General features: G+C 38.4%; 24 protein-coding genes and 1 tRNA gene. 16 read left to right on the forward strand and 9 right to left on the reverse strand.

What is annotated here, in order from left to right; genetic code table 11:
• Positions 1 to 30: 30 nt before the first annotated feature.
• Positions 31 to 759, reverse strand: coding sequence for an alpha/beta hydrolase (locus I5J82_RS04850; protein ID WP_198766904.1), 729 nt, complete (start codon positions 757 to 759; stop codon positions 31 to 33).
• Between the two features lie 141 nt (positions 760 to 900).
• On the opposite strand from I5J82_RS04850, the gene I5J82_RS04855 reads away from it, so the two are divergent.
• Positions 901 to 1,458, forward strand: a complete 558-nt coding sequence (locus tag I5J82_RS04855; RefSeq protein WP_198766905.1) for a phosphatidylglycerophosphatase A family protein — start codon at positions 901 to 903, stop codon at positions 1,456 to 1,458.
• Between the two features lie 53 nt (positions 1,459 to 1,511).
• Here the strand turns inward: I5J82_RS04855 and I5J82_RS04860 are convergent, their stop codons facing one another.
• Entirely contained in the window at positions 1,512 to 2,030 is a 519-nt protein-coding gene (locus I5J82_RS04860) for a hypothetical protein (RefSeq protein ID WP_198766906.1), read from the reverse strand.
• A gap of 383 nt (positions 2,031 to 2,413) precedes the next feature.
• Between I5J82_RS04860 and I5J82_RS04865 the strand changes: the two genes are divergently transcribed.
• The gene (locus I5J82_RS04865; protein WP_198766907.1) at positions 2,414 to 2,779 is read left to right on the forward strand and encodes a hypothetical protein; all 366 of its coding nucleotides are present in this window, start codon (positions 2,414 to 2,416) and stop codon (positions 2,777 to 2,779) included.
• A gap of 137 nt (positions 2,780 to 2,916) precedes the next feature.
• Positions 2,917 to 2,992: transfer RNA gene (locus tag I5J82_RS04870), tRNA-Val, on the forward strand.
• Positions 2,993 to 3,060: 68 nt separating this feature from the next.
• Here the strand turns inward: I5J82_RS04870 and I5J82_RS04875 are convergent.
• Positions 3,061 to 4,386 (reverse strand): short-chain fatty acid transporter, encoded by a 1,326-nt coding sequence (locus tag I5J82_RS04875; protein WP_198766908.1) that lies wholly within the window; start codon positions 4,384 to 4,386, stop codon positions 3,061 to 3,063.
• A gap of 169 nt (positions 4,387 to 4,555) precedes the next feature.
• Between I5J82_RS04875 and I5J82_RS04880 the strand changes: the two genes are divergently transcribed.
• The 3 genes from I5J82_RS04880 to I5J82_RS04890 all read left to right on the forward strand — a co-directional run bounded on the left by I5J82_RS04880 (position 4,556) and on the right by I5J82_RS04890 (position 6,856).
• On the forward strand, positions 4,556 to 5,005 hold the full coding sequence (locus I5J82_RS04880) for a CotD family spore coat protein (protein ID WP_233096411.1): 450 nt from the start codon (positions 4,556 to 4,558) through the stop codon (positions 5,003 to 5,005).
• A gap of 122 nt (positions 5,006 to 5,127) precedes the next feature.
• A complete protein-coding gene (locus tag I5J82_RS04885; RefSeq protein ID WP_198766909.1) occupies positions 5,128 to 5,874 on the forward strand; it encodes an SDR family NAD(P)-dependent oxidoreductase in 747 nt (248 codons plus the stop codon).
• Between the two features lie 91 nt (positions 5,875 to 5,965).
• Positions 5,966 to 6,856 carry a cation diffusion facilitator family transporter gene (locus I5J82_RS04890; protein WP_198766910.1) on the forward strand — a complete coding sequence of 297 codons (891 nt, stop codon included), beginning with the start codon at positions 5,966 to 5,968 and terminating at the stop codon, positions 6,854 to 6,856.
• Here I5J82_RS04890 and I5J82_RS04895 read toward each other — a convergent pair.
• The gene (locus I5J82_RS04895; protein ID WP_198766911.1) at positions 6,848 to 7,213 is read right to left on the reverse strand and encodes a VOC family protein; all 366 of its coding nucleotides are present in this window, start codon (positions 7,211 to 7,213) and stop codon (positions 6,848 to 6,850) included. The two genes, I5J82_RS04890 and I5J82_RS04895, sit on opposite strands and share 9 nt — an antisense overlap.
• A gap of 6 nt (positions 7,214 to 7,219) precedes the next feature.
• Positions 7,220 to 7,960 (reverse strand): sulfite exporter TauE/SafE family protein, encoded by a 741-nt coding sequence (locus tag I5J82_RS04900; protein WP_198766912.1) that lies wholly within the window; start codon positions 7,958 to 7,960, stop codon positions 7,220 to 7,222.
• A gap of 114 nt (positions 7,961 to 8,074) precedes the next feature.
• On the opposite strand from I5J82_RS04900, the gene ccpC reads away from it, so the two are divergent.
• The 5 genes from ccpC to I5J82_RS04925 all read left to right on the forward strand — a co-directional run bounded on the left by ccpC (position 8,075) and on the right by I5J82_RS04925 (position 12,840).
• Entirely contained in the window at positions 8,075 to 8,944 is an 870-nt protein-coding gene (ccpC, locus tag I5J82_RS04905) for a transcriptional regulator CcpC (RefSeq protein WP_198766913.1), read from the forward strand.
• A gap of 69 nt (positions 8,945 to 9,013) precedes the next feature.
• Complete coding sequence (dapD, locus tag I5J82_RS04910) at positions 9,014 to 9,730, forward strand: 2,3,4,5-tetrahydropyridine-2,6-dicarboxylate N-acetyltransferase (RefSeq protein WP_198766914.1); 717 nt, start codon at positions 9,014 to 9,016, stop codon at positions 9,728 to 9,730.
• 24 nt (positions 9,731 to 9,754) lie between these two features.
• Positions 9,755 to 10,879, forward strand: coding sequence for an N-acetyldiaminopimelate deacetylase (locus I5J82_RS04915; protein WP_198766915.1), 1,125 nt, complete (start codon positions 9,755 to 9,757; stop codon positions 10,877 to 10,879).
• Positions 10,880 to 11,158: 279 nt separating this feature from the next.
• Positions 11,159 to 11,404: a YkuS family protein gene (locus tag I5J82_RS04920; RefSeq protein ID WP_066393257.1), complete on the forward strand. Its 246-nt coding sequence runs from the start codon at positions 11,159 to 11,161 to the stop codon at positions 11,402 to 11,404.
• A 116-nt stretch (positions 11,405 to 11,520) separates the two neighbouring features.
• A complete protein-coding gene (locus I5J82_RS04925) occupies positions 11,521 to 12,840 on the forward strand; it encodes a hemolysin family protein (protein ID WP_198766916.1) in 1,320 nt (439 codons plus the stop codon).
• A gap of 8 nt (positions 12,841 to 12,848) precedes the next feature.
• On the opposite strand, the gene I5J82_RS04930 is transcribed toward I5J82_RS04925, so the two are convergent.
• The gene (locus tag I5J82_RS04930; protein ID WP_198766917.1) at positions 12,849 to 13,052 is read right to left on the reverse strand and encodes a ChaB family protein; all 204 of its coding nucleotides are present in this window, start codon (positions 13,050 to 13,052) and stop codon (positions 12,849 to 12,851) included.
• A gap of 251 nt (positions 13,053 to 13,303) precedes the next feature.
• On the opposite strand from I5J82_RS04930, the gene I5J82_RS04935 reads away from it, so the two are divergent.
• On the forward strand, positions 13,304 to 13,846 hold the full coding sequence (locus I5J82_RS04935; protein WP_198766918.1) for a peroxiredoxin: 543 nt from the start codon (positions 13,304 to 13,306) through the stop codon (positions 13,844 to 13,846).
• A gap of 175 nt (positions 13,847 to 14,021) precedes the next feature.
• On the forward strand, positions 14,022 to 14,687 hold the full coding sequence (locus I5J82_RS04940) for a potassium channel family protein (protein WP_198766919.1): 666 nt from the start codon (positions 14,022 to 14,024) through the stop codon (positions 14,685 to 14,687).
• Between the two features lie 44 nt (positions 14,688 to 14,731).
• On the opposite strand, the gene rnjA is transcribed toward I5J82_RS04940, so the two are convergent.
• Both rnjA and I5J82_RS04950 read right to left on the reverse strand, forming a co-directional pair.
• Positions 14,732 to 16,402: a ribonuclease J1 gene (rnjA, locus tag I5J82_RS04945; RefSeq protein WP_198766920.1), complete on the reverse strand. Its 1,671-nt coding sequence runs from the start codon at positions 16,400 to 16,402 to the stop codon at positions 14,732 to 14,734.
• Positions 16,403 to 16,405: 3 nt separating this feature from the next.
• Positions 16,406 to 16,615: a DNA-dependent RNA polymerase subunit epsilon gene (locus I5J82_RS04950; RefSeq protein WP_198766921.1), complete on the reverse strand. Its 210-nt coding sequence runs from the start codon at positions 16,613 to 16,615 to the stop codon at positions 16,406 to 16,408.
• Between the two features lie 381 nt (positions 16,616 to 16,996).
• Here I5J82_RS04950 and I5J82_RS04955 point away from each other — a divergent pair, with 381 nt between their 5' ends.
• Entirely contained in the window at positions 16,997 to 17,908 is a 912-nt protein-coding gene (locus I5J82_RS04955) for a DMT family transporter (protein WP_233096413.1), read from the forward strand.
• 59 nt (positions 17,909 to 17,967) lie between these two features.
• On the opposite strand, the gene def is transcribed toward I5J82_RS04955, so the two are convergent.
• On the reverse strand, positions 17,968 to 18,519 hold the full coding sequence (gene def, locus I5J82_RS04960; protein WP_198766923.1) for a peptide deformylase: 552 nt from the start codon (positions 18,517 to 18,519) through the stop codon (positions 17,968 to 17,970).
• A 542-nt stretch (positions 18,520 to 19,061) separates the two neighbouring features.
• Here def and pdhA point away from each other — a divergent pair.
• Together pdhA and I5J82_RS04970 are read left to right on the forward strand one after the other, a co-directional pair.
• Complete coding sequence (gene pdhA, locus I5J82_RS04965) at positions 19,062 to 20,144, forward strand: pyruvate dehydrogenase (acetyl-transferring) E1 component subunit alpha (RefSeq protein ID WP_066393280.1); 1,083 nt, start codon at positions 19,062 to 19,064, stop codon at positions 20,142 to 20,144.
• A 1-nt stretch (position 20,145) separates the two neighbouring features.
• The gene (locus I5J82_RS04970) at positions 20,146 to 21,123 is read left to right on the forward strand and encodes an alpha-ketoacid dehydrogenase subunit beta (protein WP_066393282.1); all 978 of its coding nucleotides are present in this window, start codon (positions 20,146 to 20,148) and stop codon (positions 21,121 to 21,123) included.
• Positions 21,124 to 21,225 lie beyond the last annotated feature (102 nt).

Consider the following 21,225-nt stretch of genomic DNA (forward strand, 5'->3'; position numbering starts at 1 on the left):
ACCAAATATTCTATTTATTTCCCACCGTTACTAGTCGCTGTAAAGAAACCTTAACGCGGGAATTAAGTCTTTCTGCCAATTTACCCACAGATGATTTCCTTGAAACTCGGCGTATTCATAATCAAGAGCTAAATTGTTCAAAAGCTTACTAAGCTGTCTGTTTGGAGTTAAAAAATCTTTCGTTACTCCTTCGGGGTTCGTAAATTGTTCTTCTTCATCACCGATAGAATGATAAATGGTCAACGTTTGCATCTGTTCAATGGATTCAACGGTCTCAATAAGGCTTTCAGGAACATAAGGAGACTGTACGATTACTTTACCAAAAGTATTAGGGTACAGAATACTAAGCTTAAAGGCTATGTAGCCACCTAAAGAATCTCCGATTAAGCCCATGCCCGCACCAAGTTGGAGCGTGTTAAACTTCTCATTTAAGTAAGAGGTAAGCTCGAAAGCCATGAAACGAATGTAATTTTCATGTTTTTCTCCGGTTGGGTCATATTTTGCTTTTCGATCTTCTATTCCTTTATGATTAACACCAACAATGATACAGCTCTGCAAGTTTTCTTCTTCCATTAGACGATCGGCGGTTTTAGCCAGCTTTCCTAACTGAAAGTAGTCTCTGCCGTCTTGGGCGATTAGAATCGGGTATTTGACGAGTGGAGTAAACTTTGCAGGCAAATAAATGAGCAAATTAATTTCTTCATTCAAGTAGTTGCTGTATATTTTATCATCTGTGATTGAACCTTTAAGTATGGCCATAAAAAGTACCTCCTGTGCTGACAGATCTTTAAATTATAAGCGTTTTCATTCAACTCGTATTATTGTATCACATAATGATATAATGAAAGAATCAATTCGTTTTGCCAAAAGAGATCGAACATTAAGAAGAGGTGAAGTCTGTTGAATAATAGAGTGCACAGTCGAGAAGTTGAAGCAGCGGCAAGAAGGCTGTTGAATGAAAGAGGCGTCACAATTCCTGAAATCGCTGAGATTGTATATGAAATGCAGATACCATTTTCACCTGGCTTAACGAAAGAAGAGTGTATAGAGAGTGTCGATGCTGTTCTGATGAAGCGTGAGATTCAGCACGCTATTCTTGTTGGCGTAGAACTTGATATGCTTGCCGAACAAAGGAAATTATCTGAACCTCTTCAAAGTATCGTTGAACAAGATGAAGGTTTGTTTGGGGTAGATGAAACAATCGCACTTGGAGCCGTTTTCGGATATGGTTCTATAGCTGTTACAACTTTTGGACACCTAGACAAATTTAAGATGGGTATTATTCAAAAATTAGATACAAAGATAGCAAATGGTAAAGTGCATACATTCTTGGATGATCTTGTTGCAAGTATTGCAGCCAACGCCTCAAGTCGACTCGCACACAGACTTCGAGATAAGCAGGAGCGCCTTGATCTAGAAGAGATTAAGATTCGTGATGAGGAAGAGAAGATTGGTTAAATAACAAGAAAAAACACGCCTAATTGTTTGGCGTGTTTTTATATTGTTATCAATTAAAATATATCAATAGAAACAATATCTAGTAATGGGAATTTTGTTTGGGCAGTATTATTAATGCGTGCATAATCAGATTGTACTTCATCAATCTGAACATTAAGAAACACTCTTCCAGCTACGATTAAATCTACAACTACATCTCCGTTAGCAAGTGTAATAAGCACTGAGCGAAGAGTACGACTTGTAACTGTTGGTGTATTAGTTGTAACTAAAATAGAATTTTGATCTACTGCAGCAATTGTTGTGAACGGAATATATCTGTCAACAGTTGCATTCGTCACTCGAATATAATCCGATCCAACCTCTCTTATTGTAACATTCGTAAGAAACGCTGCTGCTAGACCCGGAACATAAATATCCACAGTGAATACTCTAGCAAAATCGATCACACGAGCTCTAAAATCTGTACTGTTTACTTCAGGAGTTACCCCGGCGCCTATTGCATTATCGATGCTTCCTACTTCAAACAGATTGATTAATGCATTAATACCAGAAACTAAGTTAAAAACGCGCAAGAAATTACCACCAACTTCTCGAATTGAAACACTAAAAAAAGGCGTTACCGCATTACCCGTAATGTAAACATCTACTAGATTTTCACTCGCTAAAGGAATGATTCTACTTCTAAGCGTGCGACTTTGGATAATCGCCATATGATTCACCTCCTTGCCGGAACAAACTTTTATAGCAAGACGATGCTCATTATAAAGATTCCATACTATAATCTATTAATAAAAAATGAAAGTGTGTGGTGTTCTATCTTGTGTTTAACATAGGTAAACACATATTTATTTTTTAATAGGCAAGTATCCTATCATTTTCGAAATTAATTAATATGCTATTTAGTATCTGGTATACAGATTGATTAATTTTATAAATGGATGGGAGGTCAGTAAAGATGGGAGATTCTTTATTCCACGGACAAGAGAAATGTACAAAGCATGATAACACACGAGGATGTGATAGCTGTGTTTGTGATTTCTTTCGTGATCTATCCGACGACATTAATTTTTGCAGCCAAAACATAAACAACTTCCTTGTTATCGTTTTAAAAGGCATTGGTCCATTAAGCTTGAATGGAACGACAGATCCTACGTTGTTCAGATTTGTACGTTTTGAACACAAGAAGTGCTGTGTTGTGCTTTCTTATGAAGTAACTACCGCAACTGGTACAGCTACTCGTAATTTACTAGTTAACTGTAAAGACATTATAGCTGTAACTTGTGTACAAGACGGCGATCTTGCTGCAGGTACGTTCAACTAATTGTTTATTCAGCCGGGATACTCTCCCGGTGTATACATAGAAAACGGCAAAGACATAATTTTTTGCTGAACCTAAAGAAAAGTGTTGTCAAAACTCTTAAAAAGCATATATAATAATTTTTGTTGGACAAAGATATTGATTCGATAGCTCAGCTGGGAGAGCGCTACCTTGACAGGGTAGAGGTCGGGGGTTCGAACCCCTCTCGAGTCACCATACATAATAAGTAAACCTCCTTAGCGATAAGGAGGTTTTTTTGTTCAATATTAGTTCACCTTAATGTGTTACAGCAACAAAAACACGCCAGAGATGAATACCCCAGTAATGATCATCATAACAAGACCGTATCCCATGATGTCTTTTGCTTTTAATCCAGCAATAGCTAAAGCAGGAAGGGCATAAAAAGGTTGGATCATGTTTGTCCATGCATCTCCCCAAGCTACTGCCATTGCTGTTTTTGATAAAGAAACACCTAAGTTTTGCGCTGCTTCTAACATTACAGGTCCTTGAACCGCCCATTGTCCACCGCCAGAAGGAACAAAAAAGTTAACAAGACCTGCACTCCATAAAGTAAATAAATGAAAAGTATGTTCGTTTGAGAAGGAAATAAGCATATTGGATAGAACAGCCACTAGTCCTGATGAAGTCACGATTCCCATTAGTCCTGCATAAAAAGGGAACTGAATAATAATTCCGCTAGCATTTTTTACAGCATCCGTAACCGCTTTCAAAAATAACCGTGGAGTTTTATGTAAGATGATACCGATAAATAGGAATAAAAAGTTTACAATATCCAGATTTAAGGCAAACCCATTATTCGTGAAATAATAGACTAGGTAAGAGATTCCTAATAAGCCGATGAGAATGGACAATAACTGGCTATTTTCAAGTCGATTAGCAGGAGTTTGAAGTATTTCTTCTTTACTTGCTGCTTCAAAAGAATCCTTTTCCTCTAACAAAGCAGGATCGATGACAAACGCTTTTTCACTCGGTGGAACCATTAATCTGTTGATGATCGGTACCATCATGAACAGGCCGGCTAGAATAATTAAGTTGAAGGATGAAAAGATTGTCTCGCTCGTTGGAACAACACCCATAATATTCTCGGTAAAATGTCCCGGTGTAGCAATCGTTAACACAACAGAACCTGATAGACCTCCACTCCATATGATAAAGCCGCTATAAGCACTTGCGATTAGTAACCGATAGTCCACTCCTTTTACTTTTATCGCGATCTCTTTTGCAAATAGGGCACCTATTATAAGACCGAATCCCCAATTGATCCAGCATGCGACAAGAGCTACTAACGTTACGAGTATGATAGCTTGGCCAGGTGTTTTTGGTAATTTTGCTAAGGAACCTAAAAGTTTCTTAAATAGCGGGGAGCTTGCCATAACGTGACCAGTCACTAATATTAATACCATCTGCATGGAAAAGGTTAATAAACTCCAAAAACCTGTACCCCAATAATTGATTATCTGTACAGGGGTGCTATCTGTAGCAAATAGTGCTAGGCCACATACGAAGAACGTCAGTAAGATGACCAACAGAAAGGGATCGGGCATGTACCTTTGCATAAATCGGTTTGAAAACGAAATTAGAAGTTTCAACTTTTCCTCTCCTCTTGAATGATATTTAAATAATATGTATTTCAAGTACAGTTCGATTTATTTCTACAAAATCCTTTAAATACTTATTGATAAATGGACGAACTTTTTAAGTCGTCCTACATAAAATATAGAGAAATAGGATATAAGGTTTTGAAAGGAGAAAGTTTTTTTGGCTTTATTTAAACGCCCTGGCATTTTTGCCAAAAAGGGAATGGTTCCTAACATGGGTGCAATGGGACCTACAATGGGAGCAATGGGACAGATGGCGCCTACGATGGGAGCTATGCAACAGATGCCACAGATGGGTGGATGTGGATACCCAGCAGTATCACCGTCTCAATACTATCCTCCACAAGTTATGCCTGCACAATATAGTCCTACGAATCAACAATTTCAATATAACCAGCAAGATGTATATGTTCCGATGATTCATCCAACTCAAACGACTCAAGTCAATCAGATGAACTACAAATATGTACATTACTTCCCTCAGAACACGAACGTCGTAAACCAAGCAACGCAGCAAAACCTTTGTGGAACGGTACAACCAATCATGGCACCTTGTCCCCCGCCATGCCCACCGCCATGTGGCCCATGTGGTCCTTGGAGAAAGAAGTGATAGTGAAGCTGTCGACTCTGTCGGCAGTTTTTCTATTCTATTTTTGTATGAATTTGTGTGAAAATAATAAGGTATGGGGAATGAATAGGGTAGTACATATAAAATTCTGGAGGTTATGAAAAATGAGCCGTGATACAAAGGTTGTAATCGTTACAGGAGCAGCTAAAGGGATAGGTAAACAAATCGCAATTGATTTTGCCAAAGCAGGTTATATTCCTTCATTAATAGACTTTGATAAAAATGAACTTGAATCAACATTGTCTGAAGTTACATCAATTCAAAAGGATGCAATCGCGATAACATGTGACGTTAAGAATCCTGATGAAATCATTCAAGCAGTAGCAGAAACACATAATAAATTAGGTGATATTCATTGTTTAATCAATAATGCGGGTCTTTCAAAATGGAAGTCTCCTTATGAATTATCAGTAGATGAATGGGATGACATTTTAAACACAAACTTAAGAAGCGTATTTCTTTTCTCAAGAGAAGCAGCAAAGTACATGTCTCAATCAGGTGGAGGATCTATTATCAATATGGCCTCAACTCGTGCTGCCATGTCTGAACCACATTCAGAAGCATATGCTGCAACTAAAGGTGGAATTGTCGCTTTAACCCATGCTTTAGCTGCATCATTCACGGATGATTATATTACCGTTAACTCAATCAGTCCCGGCTGGATTCATACAGGAGATTATAAGGAGCTGCGTGAAGTTGATCATGAACAACATCTCTCAAAAAGAGTAGGTATGCCAGCTGATATTTCAAGGGCATGCTTATTCTTAGCGCAGTCTGACAATAATTTTATTACCGGGGAAAATCTTACGATCGATGGCGGGATGACTAGAAAAATGATCTATGAACATTAATGTTTCCTATAGGGAAAAAGATTGCTCTAGACCCACCCGGAAACCATTCTTTATGATGTAAAAGGTATTATTTAACGAAGGAGAATAGAGAATGCAATCTGATCAGCAAAAAAGAGTGGAACGCGGTGTATATCTTAGTTTAGGAGCATATATTTTTCTATCAATCGTAAAACTTGTGTCAGGCCTTTTTTATAATTCTGATGCTTTAGTTGCGGACGGATTAAACAATGCTACAGACATAATAGCGTCTATAGCCGTATTAATAGGGCTGAAAATTTCAAGAAAGCCTGCAGATGAAGACCATCCTTACGGTCATTTACGTGCAGAAACGATTGCTTCGATGGTTGCATCGTTTATCATGGTTGTAATCGGAATAGAAGTATTGATCTCTTCTATTAAAAAAATGTTTAACGGAGTTGAAACAGAGCCTTCTCTTACGGCAGCCCTGATTGCACTGTTTGGTGCGGCTGTGATGATTATCGTTTATTTGTATAATATAAAAGTGGCGAAAGAAACAGACAGCCAAGGGCTAAAAGCAGCCGCTCTCGATAACCGTTCAGACGCATTTGTTAGTATTGGGGCAGCAGTCGGAATCTTTGGTGCACAGATCGGTTTACCTTGGCTAGACCCCGCAGCAGCCGTTCTTGTTGGCCTTATTATCATAAAAACTGGTTGGGAGATTTTCACTGAAACCTCCCATAACCTTTCAGATGGCTTTGATTATGAAGAAGGCAAGGAAATGGAGCACAAGATTCTAGATGTTGAAGGTGTAGAGAACGTGGGGGACCTGAAAGCTCGTAAACACGGTAACCGAGCTATTATCGATGTAACGATTAAAGTTGATCCTTCCCTTAATGTAGTGGAAAGTCACGAAATCACAGAAAAGATAGAAGACACGATTAAAGAAGCTTATAATGTCGAGAGTATACAAGTTCACGTTGAACCAGAGGACGGAAAGAACAAAGATAATCCATTAAAGTGAAGAGGACTGAATAAATTCTATCCGATTTCCGAATGGATCTCTTATCGTAAACCGAGAAAATCCCGGAATCGGGAGTTCTTCTTGTATCTGTATTTGGTGGAGAGCTAAATGTTCCTTTAAGCTTAAGAGGTCATCAACTAAAAATGCGGGATGGTGTTTACCTTTGTAAATCTGATCTTCCACTCCGATGTGTAGTTGTTGATGACCGAATTGGAACCACATCCCACCATTTTTTCGAAGAGCCTCTGGTTTTGGTATTTCTTCAAGTTGCAGAATTCCTTCATAAAAAGCTCGTGCTTCATCTTCCTTTTCTCGTGGAATACATATTTGGACATGATGAACGCCTGTTATTTTCATATTTTGTTACCTCCATTGAATCATTAATTGAAGAATAAGCAGAACAGTTACAGTCCTCATGAGGATTGTAACTTGTTTTGTTTTTAAACGAGGTGCAAGCTTTACAGCAGCTTGTGCTCCGCAGATGCTTCCAATCGTCAGCGGTATGGCTACGTTCCACAGATAATGACCAGCCCACAAATAAGTGAATACAGCTCCAGTGCAGCTTAAGAACGTATTAAATCGCGTAAACGAAAGAGTGCGAATATAGGTAAAGCCGTTTCGCAAAAAAAGCTGCATCTGTAAGGTTCCCTGACCTGGACCAAATAAGCCATCGTAAGCTCCGATACCAAAAAGATAGGGATATTTACTTACAGGCAGCTGTTTGATCTCATGATTAGGATTTGTTTCTCTCTTTGTTTTTAGAAAGGTTAAGAAGAGTGCACCTGTGAGTAAGAAGAGAGCGATGATGGTTAAATTTTCTCGAGAGATTGATGAAGCAGTCAAGCCGCCTGCAATTCCTCCAAGCAGACTGATGACACCTGAAATCAGGTAAGGCGTAAGCTTTGTATCATTTTTTCGTAAGAGAACAAAAAAGCTGGAAAAAGAACTGAACATGTTGGCAAATTTATTCGCTGCAATCGCAGAGTGGACGGGAACACCTAACAATAACATGATCGGAAAATTAATCATGCCCCCACTTCCAGAAAGAGTGCCGATAAAAGTAGCTATAAAGCCGACGAATATAAGGATATACAGTGTTTTCACATCCCTTCATTTTCTCTTTACATTTCTATCCTATGTTAAGGTATACTTAAAATAAATTACATATATTAGATAATTTTCAATAAGAAAAACTTATGAATGCTAAAAGGAGAAATAATGCAGTTATCTGAGTTTCGTATATTAAAAGTTCTTGCTGAAGAATTAAACATGAGGAAAGCATCTGAGCGACTATATGTATCTCAACCTGCTCTTAGTCAGCGGCTTCAAACGATTGAGAGCAATTGGGGAACCATCATTTTTATTCGTTCTCAAAAAGGATTGAATCTAACACCTTCAGGAGAAAAGATTCTAGCTTTTGTTACGGAAGTGCTTCAAAAAGAGGAGCTTGTAAAAGAAGAACTTCAATCTCTCTCAGAGCATGTTCACGGCACATTAAAGCTTGCGGTGGCCTCTATCATAGGTCAATATTGGTTACCTCATGTGCTAAAAGAGTATGTGAATCTATACCCTCATGTAAATATTTCACTAATAACGGGTTGGAGTTCGGAAATCATTAAACACCTTTACGAAGATAAGATCCACCTTGGAATTGTTAGAGGAAACCCCGAGTGGAGAGGCAGCAAAGAACATATTTTGTCAGACCACTTATATTTAGTCGATACGACGATCTCATCACTTGACGAACTTTCTGACACGACTAAACCATTTATTCAGTTTAGGAGTCACTCAACCTATTATCAAGAAATACAAGATTGGTGGCATACTCATTTTAAAACGACACCACAAAAAACGATCGTTGTTGACCAGATTGAAACGTGTAAACAGATGGCTCTAAATGGAATTGGTTATGCGATCCTGCCCTCAATCAGTCTTCGGCCAGAGGACGATTTTTATAAGATTCCACTAACAGATAAAAAAGGGAATGCCATTAAACGAGATACTTGGCTCATTCATCACGGTACCGGATCGGAGCTCAAACAAGTGAATGCGTTCATGGATTTGATTCTAAAACTAACGAATGAATAACGTTTGAATCTTTCTATATTTAGTGGTTTAATACAATACAGAATGACTTTTAAGGAGGAACTAACAAACATGAAAATGATGGATGCAAACGAAATTATCTCATTTATCCAAAACGCAACAAAATCTACACCAGTAAAAGTTTATGTAAAAGGTAATCTTGAAAATATCGATTTTGGGAAAGAAACGAAAGTGTTCCATTCAGGCAACACGGCTGTCCTATTCGGTGAGTGGAAAGATATTGAAGCTGCTCTAAAAGCAAATGAAAGCAACATTGAAGACTTCGTGATCGAAAATGACCGTCGCAACTCAGCGATTCCATTGTTAGATATGAAGAACATCAAAGCTCGTATTGAACCAGGTGCAATCATTCGTGACCAGGTTGAGATCGGTGACAATGCCGTAATCATGATGGGTGCTTCTATTAACATTGGAGCAGTAATCGGTGAAGGAACGATGATCGACATGAACGTAGTACTTGGTGGACGAGCTACTGTAGGAAAGAACTGCCACATTGGTGCAGGAACTGTGCTAGCAGGTGTTATTGAACCACCTTCAGCAAAGCCAGTTGTTGTAGAAGATGATGTAGTAATTGGAGCGAACGCAGTTGTTCTTGAAGGCGTTACGGTAGGTAAGGGTGCAGTCGTAGCTGCAGGTGCGATTGTGATCGAAGACGTAGAACCATACACTGTGGTTGGTGGTACTCCAGCTCGCGTCCTAAAGAAAATCGACGAAAAAACAAAATCAAAAACAGAAATCAGACAAGAGCTTCGTCAGTTAAACGACTAATTTTAGTGTAGGGGATGAGAGAAGATGAAATCGTTGCTTGAGATAAGAAAAGACTTGCACCGTATACCGGAGCCAGGATTTTTAGAGTTTAAAACTCAAAGATATATCCTGGATCTCATCTCCACTTTTCCTCAAAATCATTTAGAAATTCATACGTGGGAAACGGGCATCTTTGTGAAAGTAATCGGAAGAAATCCAATGAAAACGATAGCTTATCGAACAGATATGGATGGATTACCTATCAGTGAAGAAACAGGCTACGAATTTTCATCTCTTCACGAAGGAATGATGCATGCTTGTGGTCATGATCTTCATATGACAATCGCGATCGGATTATTGTCCCATTTTGCACAGAACCCTTTAGATGACCATCTGTTATTTATCTTTCAGCCTGCTGAAGAAGGACCAGGTGGAGCTCTCCCGATGCGAGAGAGTGAGCTGTTTCAACAGCTGAAACCTGACATGATCACAGCACTCCACATTGCTCCGGAATATCCGGTCGGCACGATTGCTGTAAAAGAAGGTTTGTTATTTGCAAATACATCCGAACTTTTCATCGATATGATCGGAAAAGGCGGCCATGCTGCTTATCCTCATTTAAGCAATGATATGGTAGTTGCAGCAAGCCATCTGGTAACACAGATGCAGTCGATCGTTGCACGTAATATTGATCCACTGGATTCAGCTGTAGTTACAATCGGTAAGATTACAGGTGGTACGAAGCAAAATATTATCGCCGAAAAAGCAAGACTTGAAGGCACCATTCGAACTTTATCACCAGAAGCGATGGATAAGGTTAAAAAGCGGATCGAAGCTTTAGTCGAAGGCATTTCTTGCAGTTTTGATTGTGAGACGTTAATTGATTATGGTTCGAACTATCGTCAAGTAGATAACGAACCGACCTTAACTAGAGAATTCATGGAATTTGCTGAACAGCAAGGGACTGTTAATGTATTTGAATGTAAAGAAGCTATGACAGGGGAAGACTACGGATATTTCTTAGAGAAAATTCCGGGGTTCATGTTCTGGCTAGGAGTTGATACTCCGTACGGTCTTCATCATTCAAAATTAAAGCCGCAAGAAGAAGCGATTCAACATGCTGTAGATCTGTTAGTTCAATATTTTATCTTCAAAGGGAATAGAAAATAGAAAAGCGGCCAAGTTCGGCCGTTTTTTTTTGCTCTTTTCTCTAGTTTCAGTCTCCTAATGACACTCAACCTCCAATCCAGAAATTTTAACCGTCAATCCAAAAGTTTTAATACGCAATCCACAAGTTTCGGTACTCAATCCAAAAGTTTTTATGATTTATCCGCGAGTCGACACGTGACGCCATATATCGACATATGCGTCTCAACAGCAACACTTCATTGTTCATTACATATTCCCAATATTAGTTGGAAACATTAAGTAAGGTAAGGAGGTGGGAATATGGCTAGAATTGGTGTAGAACAATCGTTATCAAATGTTTCAGATGCTTTGCGATCAAAGGGACATGATGTTGTAGAGCTTCGTCAAGAACAAGACGCAAACGGCTGTGATTGCTGTGTAATTTCCGGACAGGATCAAAACGTTATGGGCATTCAAAATGCAGTAACACAAGGTTCTGTATTGAACGCTCATGGTATGTCAGCAGATGAAGTATGTCAGGCTGTTGAGAGCAGATTACAATCATAACACTCCTGGGGACAGCCATGCTGCCCCTTTAATTCTGTTTAACGCACGTTTTAACAGGGAATTATTTCACCAATCATAAAAAAATATGTTGTTCTGCAGCAGATGGGGAGGTCCATATGCCAATCTTTAATGTAATCATGATTATTTTACTTATCGTATTAACTGCATTTTTCGTAGTCACTGAATTTGCCATTGTAAAAGTACGGAGGACGCGAATTGACCATTTAGCTTCCGAAGGGAATAGTAAAGCGATTGCCGCACAAAAAGTTATCGGAAATCTAGACGGTTATCTGTCTGCTTGTCAGTTAGGGATAACCATTACCGCTCTAGGTCTAGGTTGGTTGGGTGAGCCGACTGTTGAGATTTTTTTAAGGCCGTTATTTGAAAATGCTGGATTGAATGAAGGACTTACTCATACTCTCTCATTTTCAATCGCCTTTTTCTTAATTACCTTTTTACACGTAGTTTTAGGTGAATTAGCACCTAAAACTGTCGCGATCCAAAAAGCTGAAATGGTCTCGTTGGCTACAGCAAAACCAATTATTCTGTTTTATAAAGTCATGTATCCTTTCATCTTTTTACTAAATGGTTCGGCGAATCTTTTGACAAGAATCTTTGGTATTAGCCCGGCTAGCGAACATGAGGTCGTACATACGGAAGAAGAGTTACGTCTCATTCTTTCAGAAAGTTTACAGGGTGGAGAGATCAACCAATCAGAATACCGGTATGTGAACAGAATTTTTGAATTTGATGACCGTGTAGCAAAAGAAATCATGATTCCTCGAACTGAAATGGTCTGTTTATTCTTAGAGAATACGTGTGAACAGAACATGGCGATCATGCGGGAAGAAAAGTTCACAAGATATCCTGTTGGCCATGATGATAAGGATCATATCGTTGGTATCGTAAACATTAAGGAGTTCTTTAACGAAAACTTCAGTAAAGAAAATTTTAATCTTAATGATTATATTCGCCCCATTATTACCGTCCATGAATCAATCCCAATTCAAAAACTCTTGGTCAAAATGCAAAAAGATCAGACACATATGGCGGTGCTCGTAGACGAGTATGGAGGTACAGCAGGGATTGTTACGGTTGAAGATATCTTGGAAGAAATCGTAGGGGAGATCAGAGATGAATTTGATATTGATGAAGAGCCGGAGATTCAACAAGTTGATCAAAATCAAACAGTTGTGGATGGAAAAGTACTCATCTCACAAATCAATGAATTATTCGCACTAGATATTGATAACAGTGAGATCGATACAATAGGGGGATGGGTTCTAACAAGGTCTGTTGATTTAGAAACTCAACATTCATTCAACTATGAGAGTTATCGTTTTACCATTTTAGAACTGGATGGCAAACAAATAAAAAAAATCGGGATTGAAAAAATATCAGAAAAAGAGAACAATGATGCAAGTAAAGACTCCTGAAACAATAATCAGGAGTCTTTGCTTTTCCATTGTCCATTTTCTGTTTTTTCGTATTTGTGTTTAACTGCGCTCCATGCCACCTTGTGGGCTGTTTCTTCTTCTTTGTACTCTTCTAGTGCAGAATTAAAAGCCTCTTTATAAATTTCTTGACCGTGATGGGGAAGGTGCTCTCTTACCCCCTCAGGTAGATCTTTTAGCGAATCATACGGCATATTTATTCCTCCTTAGGATAAAGAGTTCCCAGGGAATCCTCAATGTAAACTCTTTATTGAGAATGAAAAGTGTCTAGAATGAGCGGATAATTTCACATTTATAGTTTAAGTTGCTATGATTAAGGAGAAATTAAGACGTGGGAACACCTTTCCTTATTTAAATTAATTATTATTTAACATTGACTAAAAATAAGGACTGTACTATAATAACCCATGTAAATAAAACAGTTTTTTTGGAGGGATTTTCACCTATGGCAGAACGTATGGTAGCAAAACAAGCACCTAGATTTGAAATGGATGCAGTATTACCAAACAAAGAATTTGGAAAAGTTAGCTTAGAAGAAAACATGAAGAATGATAAGTGGACTGTTCTTTTCTTCTATCCAATGGACTTCACTTTCGTATGTCCTACAGAAATTACATCACTTAGCGACCGTTTTGACGAGTTCGAAGATTTAGATGCTGATGTAATTGGTGTTTCTACAGATACAATCCACACTCACAAAGCTTGGATCAACACGCCACGTGACATGAATGGTCTTGGTGAGTTAAAATATTCTCTAGCAGCTGATACTAACCACTCTGTAGCTCGTGACTATGGTGTTCTAATCGAAGAAGAAGGTATTGCTCTTCGCGGATTATTCATCATCTCTCCAGAGGGTGAATTAATGTACTCTGTTGTTAACCATAACAACATTGGCCGTGATGTTGATGAAACATTACGTGTACTACAAGCACTTCAAACAGGTGGACTTTGCCCAGCTAACTGGAAGCCTGGTCAAAAGACTCTTTAATCATCATATCGTTTATATTTCATAACCCAAGACTTTGTTCTTGGGTTATTTTTGTAATGAGTAATGAAACGTGAACATATTCTATATTTTTTACATAAGAGGTACTAGGTAGATATTGATTTTCAAAAAATGTGGTAAAATAAGGCTATACCGCGAGAGATTGGAGTGAGGCACTTTGAAAAAGCAATATGCTGTAATCGGACTAGGTCGTTTTGGCGGTAGTATGTGTAAAGCACTGGCCGATCAAGGAATGGAAGTTCTAGCGATTGATATTGATGAAGATCGTGTGAATGAGTTTTCAAACGTTGTTACGCATGCTGTAATTGCAGATTCTACAGATGAAGGTGTATTGAAAAGTCTTGGTATACGAAATTTTCAGCATGTGGTGGTCGCTATTGGTGACAACCTTCAATCGTCCATTCTTACTACACTTATTCTAAAAGAGATGGGTGTAGAAAAGATTACGGTTAAAGCTCAAAATGATTACCATGAAAAGGTACTAAGAAAGATCGGAGCAGATAAAATCATTCACCCGGAGCGAGATATGGGTGTTAGAATTGCTCATCAAATCGTATCAAACAACGTTCTTGATTATTTGGAATTATCCGATGAACATAGCATCGTTGAGTTGGTAGCAACTAAGAAGATGAACAATAAGTCTTTGATCGAACTCGATATTCGCGCAAAGTATGGTTGTAACGTTGTAGCTGTTAAAAGAGGGAAAGACATCTTCGTTTCCCCGCAAGCTGATCAGTCTATTCATCAAGGAGATGTATTGATTGTAATCGGTGGAGATAAGGATATTAATCGCTTAGAAAAACAAATGGCTAATGAAGAATAAAAAAACCGTTACCCTTAAATAGGGAACGGTTTTTATTTTGAAAACTAAATTTCCATGATGATAGGAAGGATCATTGGACGTCTCTTAGTTTTTTCATACAAGAAAGGAGCCAATGTATCGGTGATTTCATTTTTGATCTCAGACCACTGTGTGGTTCTCTTTTCGTTCATGATCGTTTCTAAGTGTTTGCTAAGTAGACTTTGAGCATCGTGAATCAAGTCTCCAGACTCACGCATATAGACAAAACCTCTTGAAATGATATCAGGCCCTGCTTCAATTTTAAACTCTTTCATGTCCATACTTACGACAACAACCACAAGACCTTCTTCTGAGAGAATTTTTCGATCTCGAAGTACGATGTTCCCGATATCACCAATTCCACTTCCGTCTACATAAACAGAACCAGAAGGAATCTTCCCAGCTACCATCGCTTCATTGTGTGAAAGAGCTAAAACTTCGCCATTATCCATTACAAATGAATTCTGAGAAGGAACATCACAATCAGAAGCAAGCTTTGTGTGCATCTTAAGCATTCTATATTCACCATGAATCGGCATAAAGAACTTAGGCTTCATAAGACGTAACATAAGCTTTTGTTCTTGTTGTCCACCATGACCCGAAGTATGGATATCGTTTAAAGATCCATGAATCACTTCTGCACCTGCACGGAACAATTGGTTAATCGTCTTACTAACGCTTAGAGCATTTCCTGGAATAGGTGAGGATGAAAAGACAACCGTATCTCCAGGGATGATTTGAATCTGTCTGTGTGTTCCGTTTGCGATTCTTGAGAGAGCAGCCATTGGTTCACCTTGGCTACCTGTACATAAGATCGTAACTTGGTTATCAGGCAGACGGTTGATCTGATTTGCATCAACAAATGTATTTTTAGGCGCTTTAATAAATCCGAGCTCTTGTCCAACGGTAATAGCTGAATCCATACTACGGCCAAACACCGCAATTTTTCTATTGTTTGCAACAGAAGCTTCAACAACTTGCTGCAATCTATGAATGTTTGAAGCAAAAGTAGCAAAGATCACTCGGCCTTCCATTTTTCTGAAGATGTCTTGAATGCTTTCTCCGACGCGTCTTTCAGATAGTGTAAACCCAGGAACTTCACTATTTGTTGAATCAGAAAGTAAGCAGAGTACACCTTCTTTTCCGATCTCAGCCATTTTCGTTAAGTTTGCAGGTTCGCCGACAGGCGTGAAATCGAATTTAAAGTCACCTGTATGAACAATGTTTCCTGGTGGCGTTTTCACTACAAGTCCATAAGAATCTGGAATACTGTGCGTTGTTCTAAAGAAACTTACAGATGTTTTACGGAATTTAATAACGTCATCCTCAGTAATTTCATGTAACTGTGCACGGCGAAGCAAACCGTGTTCTTCAAGCTTGTTCTTGATCAGAGCAAGGGCGAGTTTACCACCATAAATCGGGATGTTCACTTGTCTTAAAAGATAAGGAATACCTCCAATATGATCTTCGTGTCCATGAGTGATAAATAACCCTTTAATTTTGTCTTCATTCTTAACAAGGTACGTATAATCTGGAATTACGTAATCAATTCCTAAAAGTTCATCTTCTGGAAATTTAATTCCTGCATCAATAAGGATGATCTCATCTTGAAATTGAACGGCATACGTATTTTTACCGATTTCTCCTAAACCGCCAAGTGCGAAAACGGCGGCTTGATGATTTTTTACAAATTTCATAAATTATACATTCTCCAATTCCAATGAATTCGTGTCTTTTTCATACTCAAGAAATTTACCGTTAATTTCTTGTATGTACTCAATGTTATATTTGCGGTCAGCCAGCTTTTTACGTACGTCGTTAATTGTTTCCGCTTCTACGTAAACTGTTTTAGTGTGTTCACGAACAGGAACCTCTGTTAAGCTAGTTTGAAAAAATACTTTAAAAATCATATTTCATGTCTCCTTACCGGTCTGTAGTTTTTGAGTTTCTTCGTCCTATTATAAAGGAAAGTGACATGTTTTTCATGTTTTTTCATAATGCATCATTGGAAAACCACAAAAATATAAAAATAATAACTGTTAAGCTATAGAGAATATCCTATATAATTACCTTAGTTAAGAGGAAAACTTAACTTAGTTAAGAATTAGTTTTCCGTTATTATTTTGTTGTCTTACCCATTTCCTAAGTTTCTTTAATAAGCGCGTTCTCATCTTCATTTATTACCCTCCATGACACTTTTTATTACTAGTATGTCTAGTTGAATAGATATTTTTAGAGGGAAATTGTTACATTTTTTATTGCTGTTTTTTAAATCTGTGGAGGTTAATTTGATGAAATTATATTCAGCGCTTTTCGTTTTAAGTTTAATATGGGGAATGTCTTTTTTATTTATAAAGGTCTTACTTGGCATATTCGATCCTTGGCAAATTGTTTTTATTCGTTGTTTGGTAGGAATAATTACGATCGTTCCTTTGTTCTTAATTAGTAGACAAAAAGTTGATTGGAAAACACTTCCCGTGAAGAAGTTGCTTCTCGTTGGCTTTTTGAATGCTGGTCTTCCTTGGGGGCTGATTGCTTGGAGTGAAACTTTCTTAGATAGCGGGTATACGGCTATATTGAATGCGACCACTCCGATCTGGACGTCGATGATGGGTGTATTCTTTTTCTCCATTACACTACAATGGAAACAATGGACAGGGGTAATTGTCGGTTTTGTTGGTATTCTATTGTTAATGGATATTGATGCTCCTGGATTGACCAAGAATCAGCTGGGCTTAGGAATTATTTTGATGCTAGCAGCTACGTGTTGTTATGGATACAGTTCGCAATACGCAAAAAAACACCTGCAGGATACAACCGTTTGGGTCACTGCTTCTTCTACACTTTTTGCGGGTTTGCTTTTAAGTGCATTTATGATGTTATTGACGGAGGGGTGGAAATTACCTGAAGATCCTCTTAACTACAATGTTTTACTTTCTATTATCGGTCTTGGAGTCTTTGGTTCAGGTATAGCATACTTGCTTTATTATTTTATGATTTCTGCAGGTTCAGCCGAGTTTGCTACTCTTGTTACGTACTTAGTTCCTGTATCAGCCTTCATGTGGGGAAGCGTCTTGTTAGACGAGAGAATCCATCCAAGTGCATTTTGGGGCTTGCTGCTTATTTTTGCGGGAGTCTATTTAACGGGTAAGAGAGGGAAGAAAAAGAACGATTTGAATTTAGAACACGACAGAACGGCCTGAAAATTCAAAAAAACTCACTAAGCCGGTATTCCAACTTAGTGAGTTTTTCTATTTATCGCCTATCTTATAACAACAGAATTTGCAGGTGGTTCAAAAGGTTGTTTTTCATTGATTCGGTCATAGAACATGATACCGTCTAAATGATCAAGTTCATGTTGAAAACAAATACCAGGAAGTCCTTTTAATTTTATGTTAACCTCTGAGCCATCAGGTGTGAACCCTTTTACAGTAACCTTTGCATATCGAGGTACAAGTCCAGGTACTTCTCTGTCTACAGACAAGCATCCTTCTCCACCGTCTAGATAGGTCATCTGAACCGAATGACTGACAATCTTTGGATTTAACAGTGCATAACTGTATAAATTTCCGTTTTCATCTGATACATGAAAAGCAAAAATTCGTTTTGAGATTCCAATTTGAGGAGCAGCTATTCCAATTCCGGGTCTTAAATTGTATTTTGCCGCAATTTCTGGATCTTGGCTGTTCTTTACAAATTCAAGAAGCTGATTAGCTATTTTAATATCTTCATCTGAAAATGGATAAGGTACTTCAACTGCTTTTTGTCTAAGTGTTGGGTGACCCTCTCTTATAACATCTTTCATCGTTAACACAAGCAAAACCTCCGTGCCGATATACTTTAAAGTTAATTTAATTTCCTCTTATCATAACATAGAGGATTTTTAATAAAAAAGAACGGGAATAAAATATTTTGTTCTATATTCTATTTGAACCTTATTTTGTAAGCGTATCTATTAAAGCTTGGAAAGACTGATACAGCAGAAGAAATAATATGAAACAGTTATGTAAACGAGCGTTATTAATCGTTAGATGAATGAAGTTTAAAAGATGATTCAACTATATACAACCTATAGATTGACTGTGTATGAGCAGTGGTGTAAACTAATTTACGTGAAAAGGATTGTTGTGTTACTCTAGTTATGTAAAATAGTAATACAGTTAGGATGCCGTAAGATGGTTTAGCTCTTTGATACAAGGGAAAACTTCAATGGGTATACAAAGGCATACCTAAAAGCCTTTTAAAAATATAAACCTGTCTTAAAAATGTATCACTTTGGGCAACCTGTTAAATATGTGCATGTTTTTAAGATCAGGAAAAATTGACAGGGTAAAAGAAAGGAAGAGGTGACTTTTCATGACGAAAACAATTGATGCAGTTCAAGATCAATTTGAAACGTTCCAGATTCTTTCTGAAGACGGAGAGGTTGTTAACGAATCGGCAATGCCGAATTTGTCTGATGAAGATCTGCAAGAACTAATGCGCCGCATGGTTTACACTCGTATTTGGGATCAGCGTGCAATCTCTCTAAACAGACAAGGGCGTCTTGGTTTCTATGCTCCAGTAGCAGGACAAGAAGCTTCAATGCTAGGAACACATTATGCATTAGATAAAGAAGATTGGATTCTTCCAGGATACCGTGATATCCCTCAAATGGTTTTCCACGGTTTCCCATTAACTCAAGCATTCTTATGGTCTCGTGGACATTTCCAAGGTGGACAGATTCCTGAAGGCGTTAACGTACTAATGCCACAAATCATCATCGGAGCTCAAATTATCCAAGCTGCTGGTGTTGGTTTCGGACTTAAGAAACAAGGTAAAAAGAACGTATGTATCACTTACACTGGTGACGGTGGAGCTTCACAAGGTGACTTCTATGAAGGATTGAACTTTGCAGGAGCTTATCGTGCGAATACGATCTTTGTTGTACAAAACAACCGTTTTGCGATCTCAGTTCCAGTTGAGAAGCAATCTGCAGCAAAAACGATCGCTCAAAAAGCGGTTGCAGCTGGTATTGAAGGTATTCAAGTTGATGGTATGGATGTTCTTGCAGTTTATGCAGCGACTCAACAAGCTCGTGAGCGTGCAGTTTCTGGTGAAGGTCCTACATTGATTGAAACTCTTACTTATCGTTATGGGCCGCATACGATGGCAGGAGATGACCCTACTCGTTACCGTACAAAAGATCTTGATAATGAATGGGAAAAGAAAGATCCACTTGTTCGTTTCCGTAAGTTCTTGGAAAAGAAGAACCTTTGGTCTGAAGAGCAAGAAAATAAAGTGGTAGAAGAAGCAAAAGAAGATATTAAAGCTGCCATCAAGAAAGCTGACGGAGCACCTAAGCAAAAGGTTACTGACCTTATTGGATTCATGTTTGAGGATCTTCCGTTCAACCTTCGTGAGCAGTTAGAAGAATACACAGCAAAGGAGTCGAAATAATATGGCTCAAATGACTATGATTCAAGCAATTACAGACGCTATGCGCAATGAATTAAAAAACAATGAACAAGTTCTTGTTTTCGGTGAAGACGTAGGTCAAAACGGTGGTGTTTTCCGTGCTACTGAAGGGCTTCAAAAAGAATTTGGCGAAGACCGCGTTTTTGATACTCCGCTAGCTGAGTCTGGAATTGGGGGACTTGCAATAGGTCTTGGGCTTACAGGTTTCCGTCCAGTAATGGAGATTCAGTTCTTCGGTTTTGTTTTTGAAGTTTTTGATTCAGTTGCTGCACAAATGGGTCGTATGAGATACCGTTCAGGTGGGGTTTACACTTCTCCAGTAACAATCCGTTCACCATTTGGTGGAGGCGTTAAAACACCGGAGCTTCATGCAGACAGCCTTGAAGGGTTAATGTACCAAACTCCTGGTATCAAAGTAGTTATTCCTTCAACTCCATATGACGCGAAAGGTCTATTAATCTCTGCAATTCGTGATAATGATCCAGTAGTTTATCTAGAACATATGAAATTATACCGTTCTTTCCGTGGCGAAGTGCCAGAGGAAGAATACACGATCGAACTTGGGAAAGCAGATGTGAAGCGTGAAGGTAAAGATGTATCTATCATTACTTACGGTGCTATGGTTCACGCATCATTAAAAGCTGCTGAAGAATTAGAAAAAGAAGGCATCTCTGCTGAAGTTATCGACCTTCGTACAATCAGCCCGCTTGATATCGAAACAATCATGGCGTCTGTTGAAAAAACAGGACGAGCGATTGTGGTGCAAGAAGCACAGAAGCAAGCTGGTATTGGAGCGTTCGTTGTAGCTGAAATCAACGACCGTGCAATCCTTCACTTAGAAGCACCTGTACTGCGTGTTACTGCACCAGACACAGTGTTCCCATACGCTTCTGCAGAAGATGTTTGGATTCCAGATCATCGTGATATTGTAGATAAAGCAAAGAAAGTCTACAATTTCTAAAAAAATGAATGTTAGCTGAAAGAGACGTCTGTACTAGACTGTTTCTTTCAGCTCTTTCACATCAGTGACGAAAAAGATTGTTATAAAATAGGAGGCGTTAAT

Source organism: Fictibacillus halophilus, from assembly GCF_016401385.1.
GTDB classification, from domain to species: Bacteria; Bacillota; Bacilli; order Bacillales; family Fictibacillaceae; genus Fictibacillus; species Fictibacillus halophilus.

What these genes read in the sequence shown, in the direction of transcription:
- I5J82_RS04850 (WP_198766904.1), bottom strand. Translation starts at nt 759, where the DNA reads ATGGCCATACTTAAAGGTTCAATCACAGATGATAAAATATACAGCAAC.
- I5J82_RS04865 (WP_198766907.1), top strand. Translation starts at nt 2,414, where the DNA reads ATGGGAGATTCTTTATTCCACGGACAAGAGAAATGTACAAAGCATGAT.
- I5J82_RS04885 (WP_198766909.1), top strand. Translation starts at nt 5,128, where the DNA reads ATGAGCCGTGATACAAAGGTTGTAATCGTTACAGGAGCAGCTAAAGGG.
- I5J82_RS04890 (WP_198766910.1), top strand. Translation starts at nt 5,966, where the DNA reads ATGCAATCTGATCAGCAAAAAAGAGTGGAACGCGGTGTATATCTTAGT.
- I5J82_RS04895 (WP_198766911.1), bottom strand. Translation starts at nt 7,213, where the DNA reads ATGAAAATAACAGGCGTTCATCATGTCCAAATATGTATTCCACGAGAA.
- ccpC (WP_198766913.1), top strand. Translation starts at nt 8,075, where the DNA reads ATGCAGTTATCTGAGTTTCGTATATTAAAAGTTCTTGCTGAAGAATTA.
- dapD (WP_198766914.1), top strand. Translation starts at nt 9,014, where the DNA reads ATGAAAATGATGGATGCAAACGAAATTATCTCATTTATCCAAAACGCA.
- I5J82_RS04915 (WP_198766915.1), top strand. Translation starts at nt 9,755, where the DNA reads ATGAAATCGTTGCTTGAGATAAGAAAAGACTTGCACCGTATACCGGAG.
- I5J82_RS04920 (WP_066393257.1), top strand. Translation starts at nt 11,159, where the DNA reads ATGGCTAGAATTGGTGTAGAACAATCGTTATCAAATGTTTCAGATGCT.
- I5J82_RS04925 (WP_198766916.1), top strand. Translation starts at nt 11,521, where the DNA reads ATGCCAATCTTTAATGTAATCATGATTATTTTACTTATCGTATTAACT.
- I5J82_RS04930 (WP_198766917.1), bottom strand. Translation starts at nt 13,052, where the DNA reads ATGCCGTATGATTCGCTAAAAGATCTACCTGAGGGGGTAAGAGAGCAC.
- I5J82_RS04935 (WP_198766918.1), top strand. Translation starts at nt 13,304, where the DNA reads ATGGCAGAACGTATGGTAGCAAAACAAGCACCTAGATTTGAAATGGAT.
- rnjA (WP_198766920.1), bottom strand. Translation starts at nt 16,402, where the DNA reads ATGAAATTTGTAAAAAATCATCAAGCCGCCGTTTTCGCACTTGGCGGT.
- I5J82_RS04950 (WP_198766921.1), bottom strand. Translation starts at nt 16,615, where the DNA reads ATGATTTTTAAAGTATTTTTTCAAACTAGCTTAACAGAGGTTCCTGTT.
- I5J82_RS04955 (WP_233096413.1), top strand. Translation starts at nt 16,997, where the DNA reads ATGAAATTATATTCAGCGCTTTTCGTTTTAAGTTTAATATGGGGAATG.
- pdhA (WP_066393280.1), top strand. Translation starts at nt 19,062, where the DNA reads ATGACGAAAACAATTGATGCAGTTCAAGATCAATTTGAAACGTTCCAG.
- I5J82_RS04970 (WP_066393282.1), top strand. Translation starts at nt 20,146, where the DNA reads ATGGCTCAAATGACTATGATTCAAGCAATTACAGACGCTATGCGCAAT.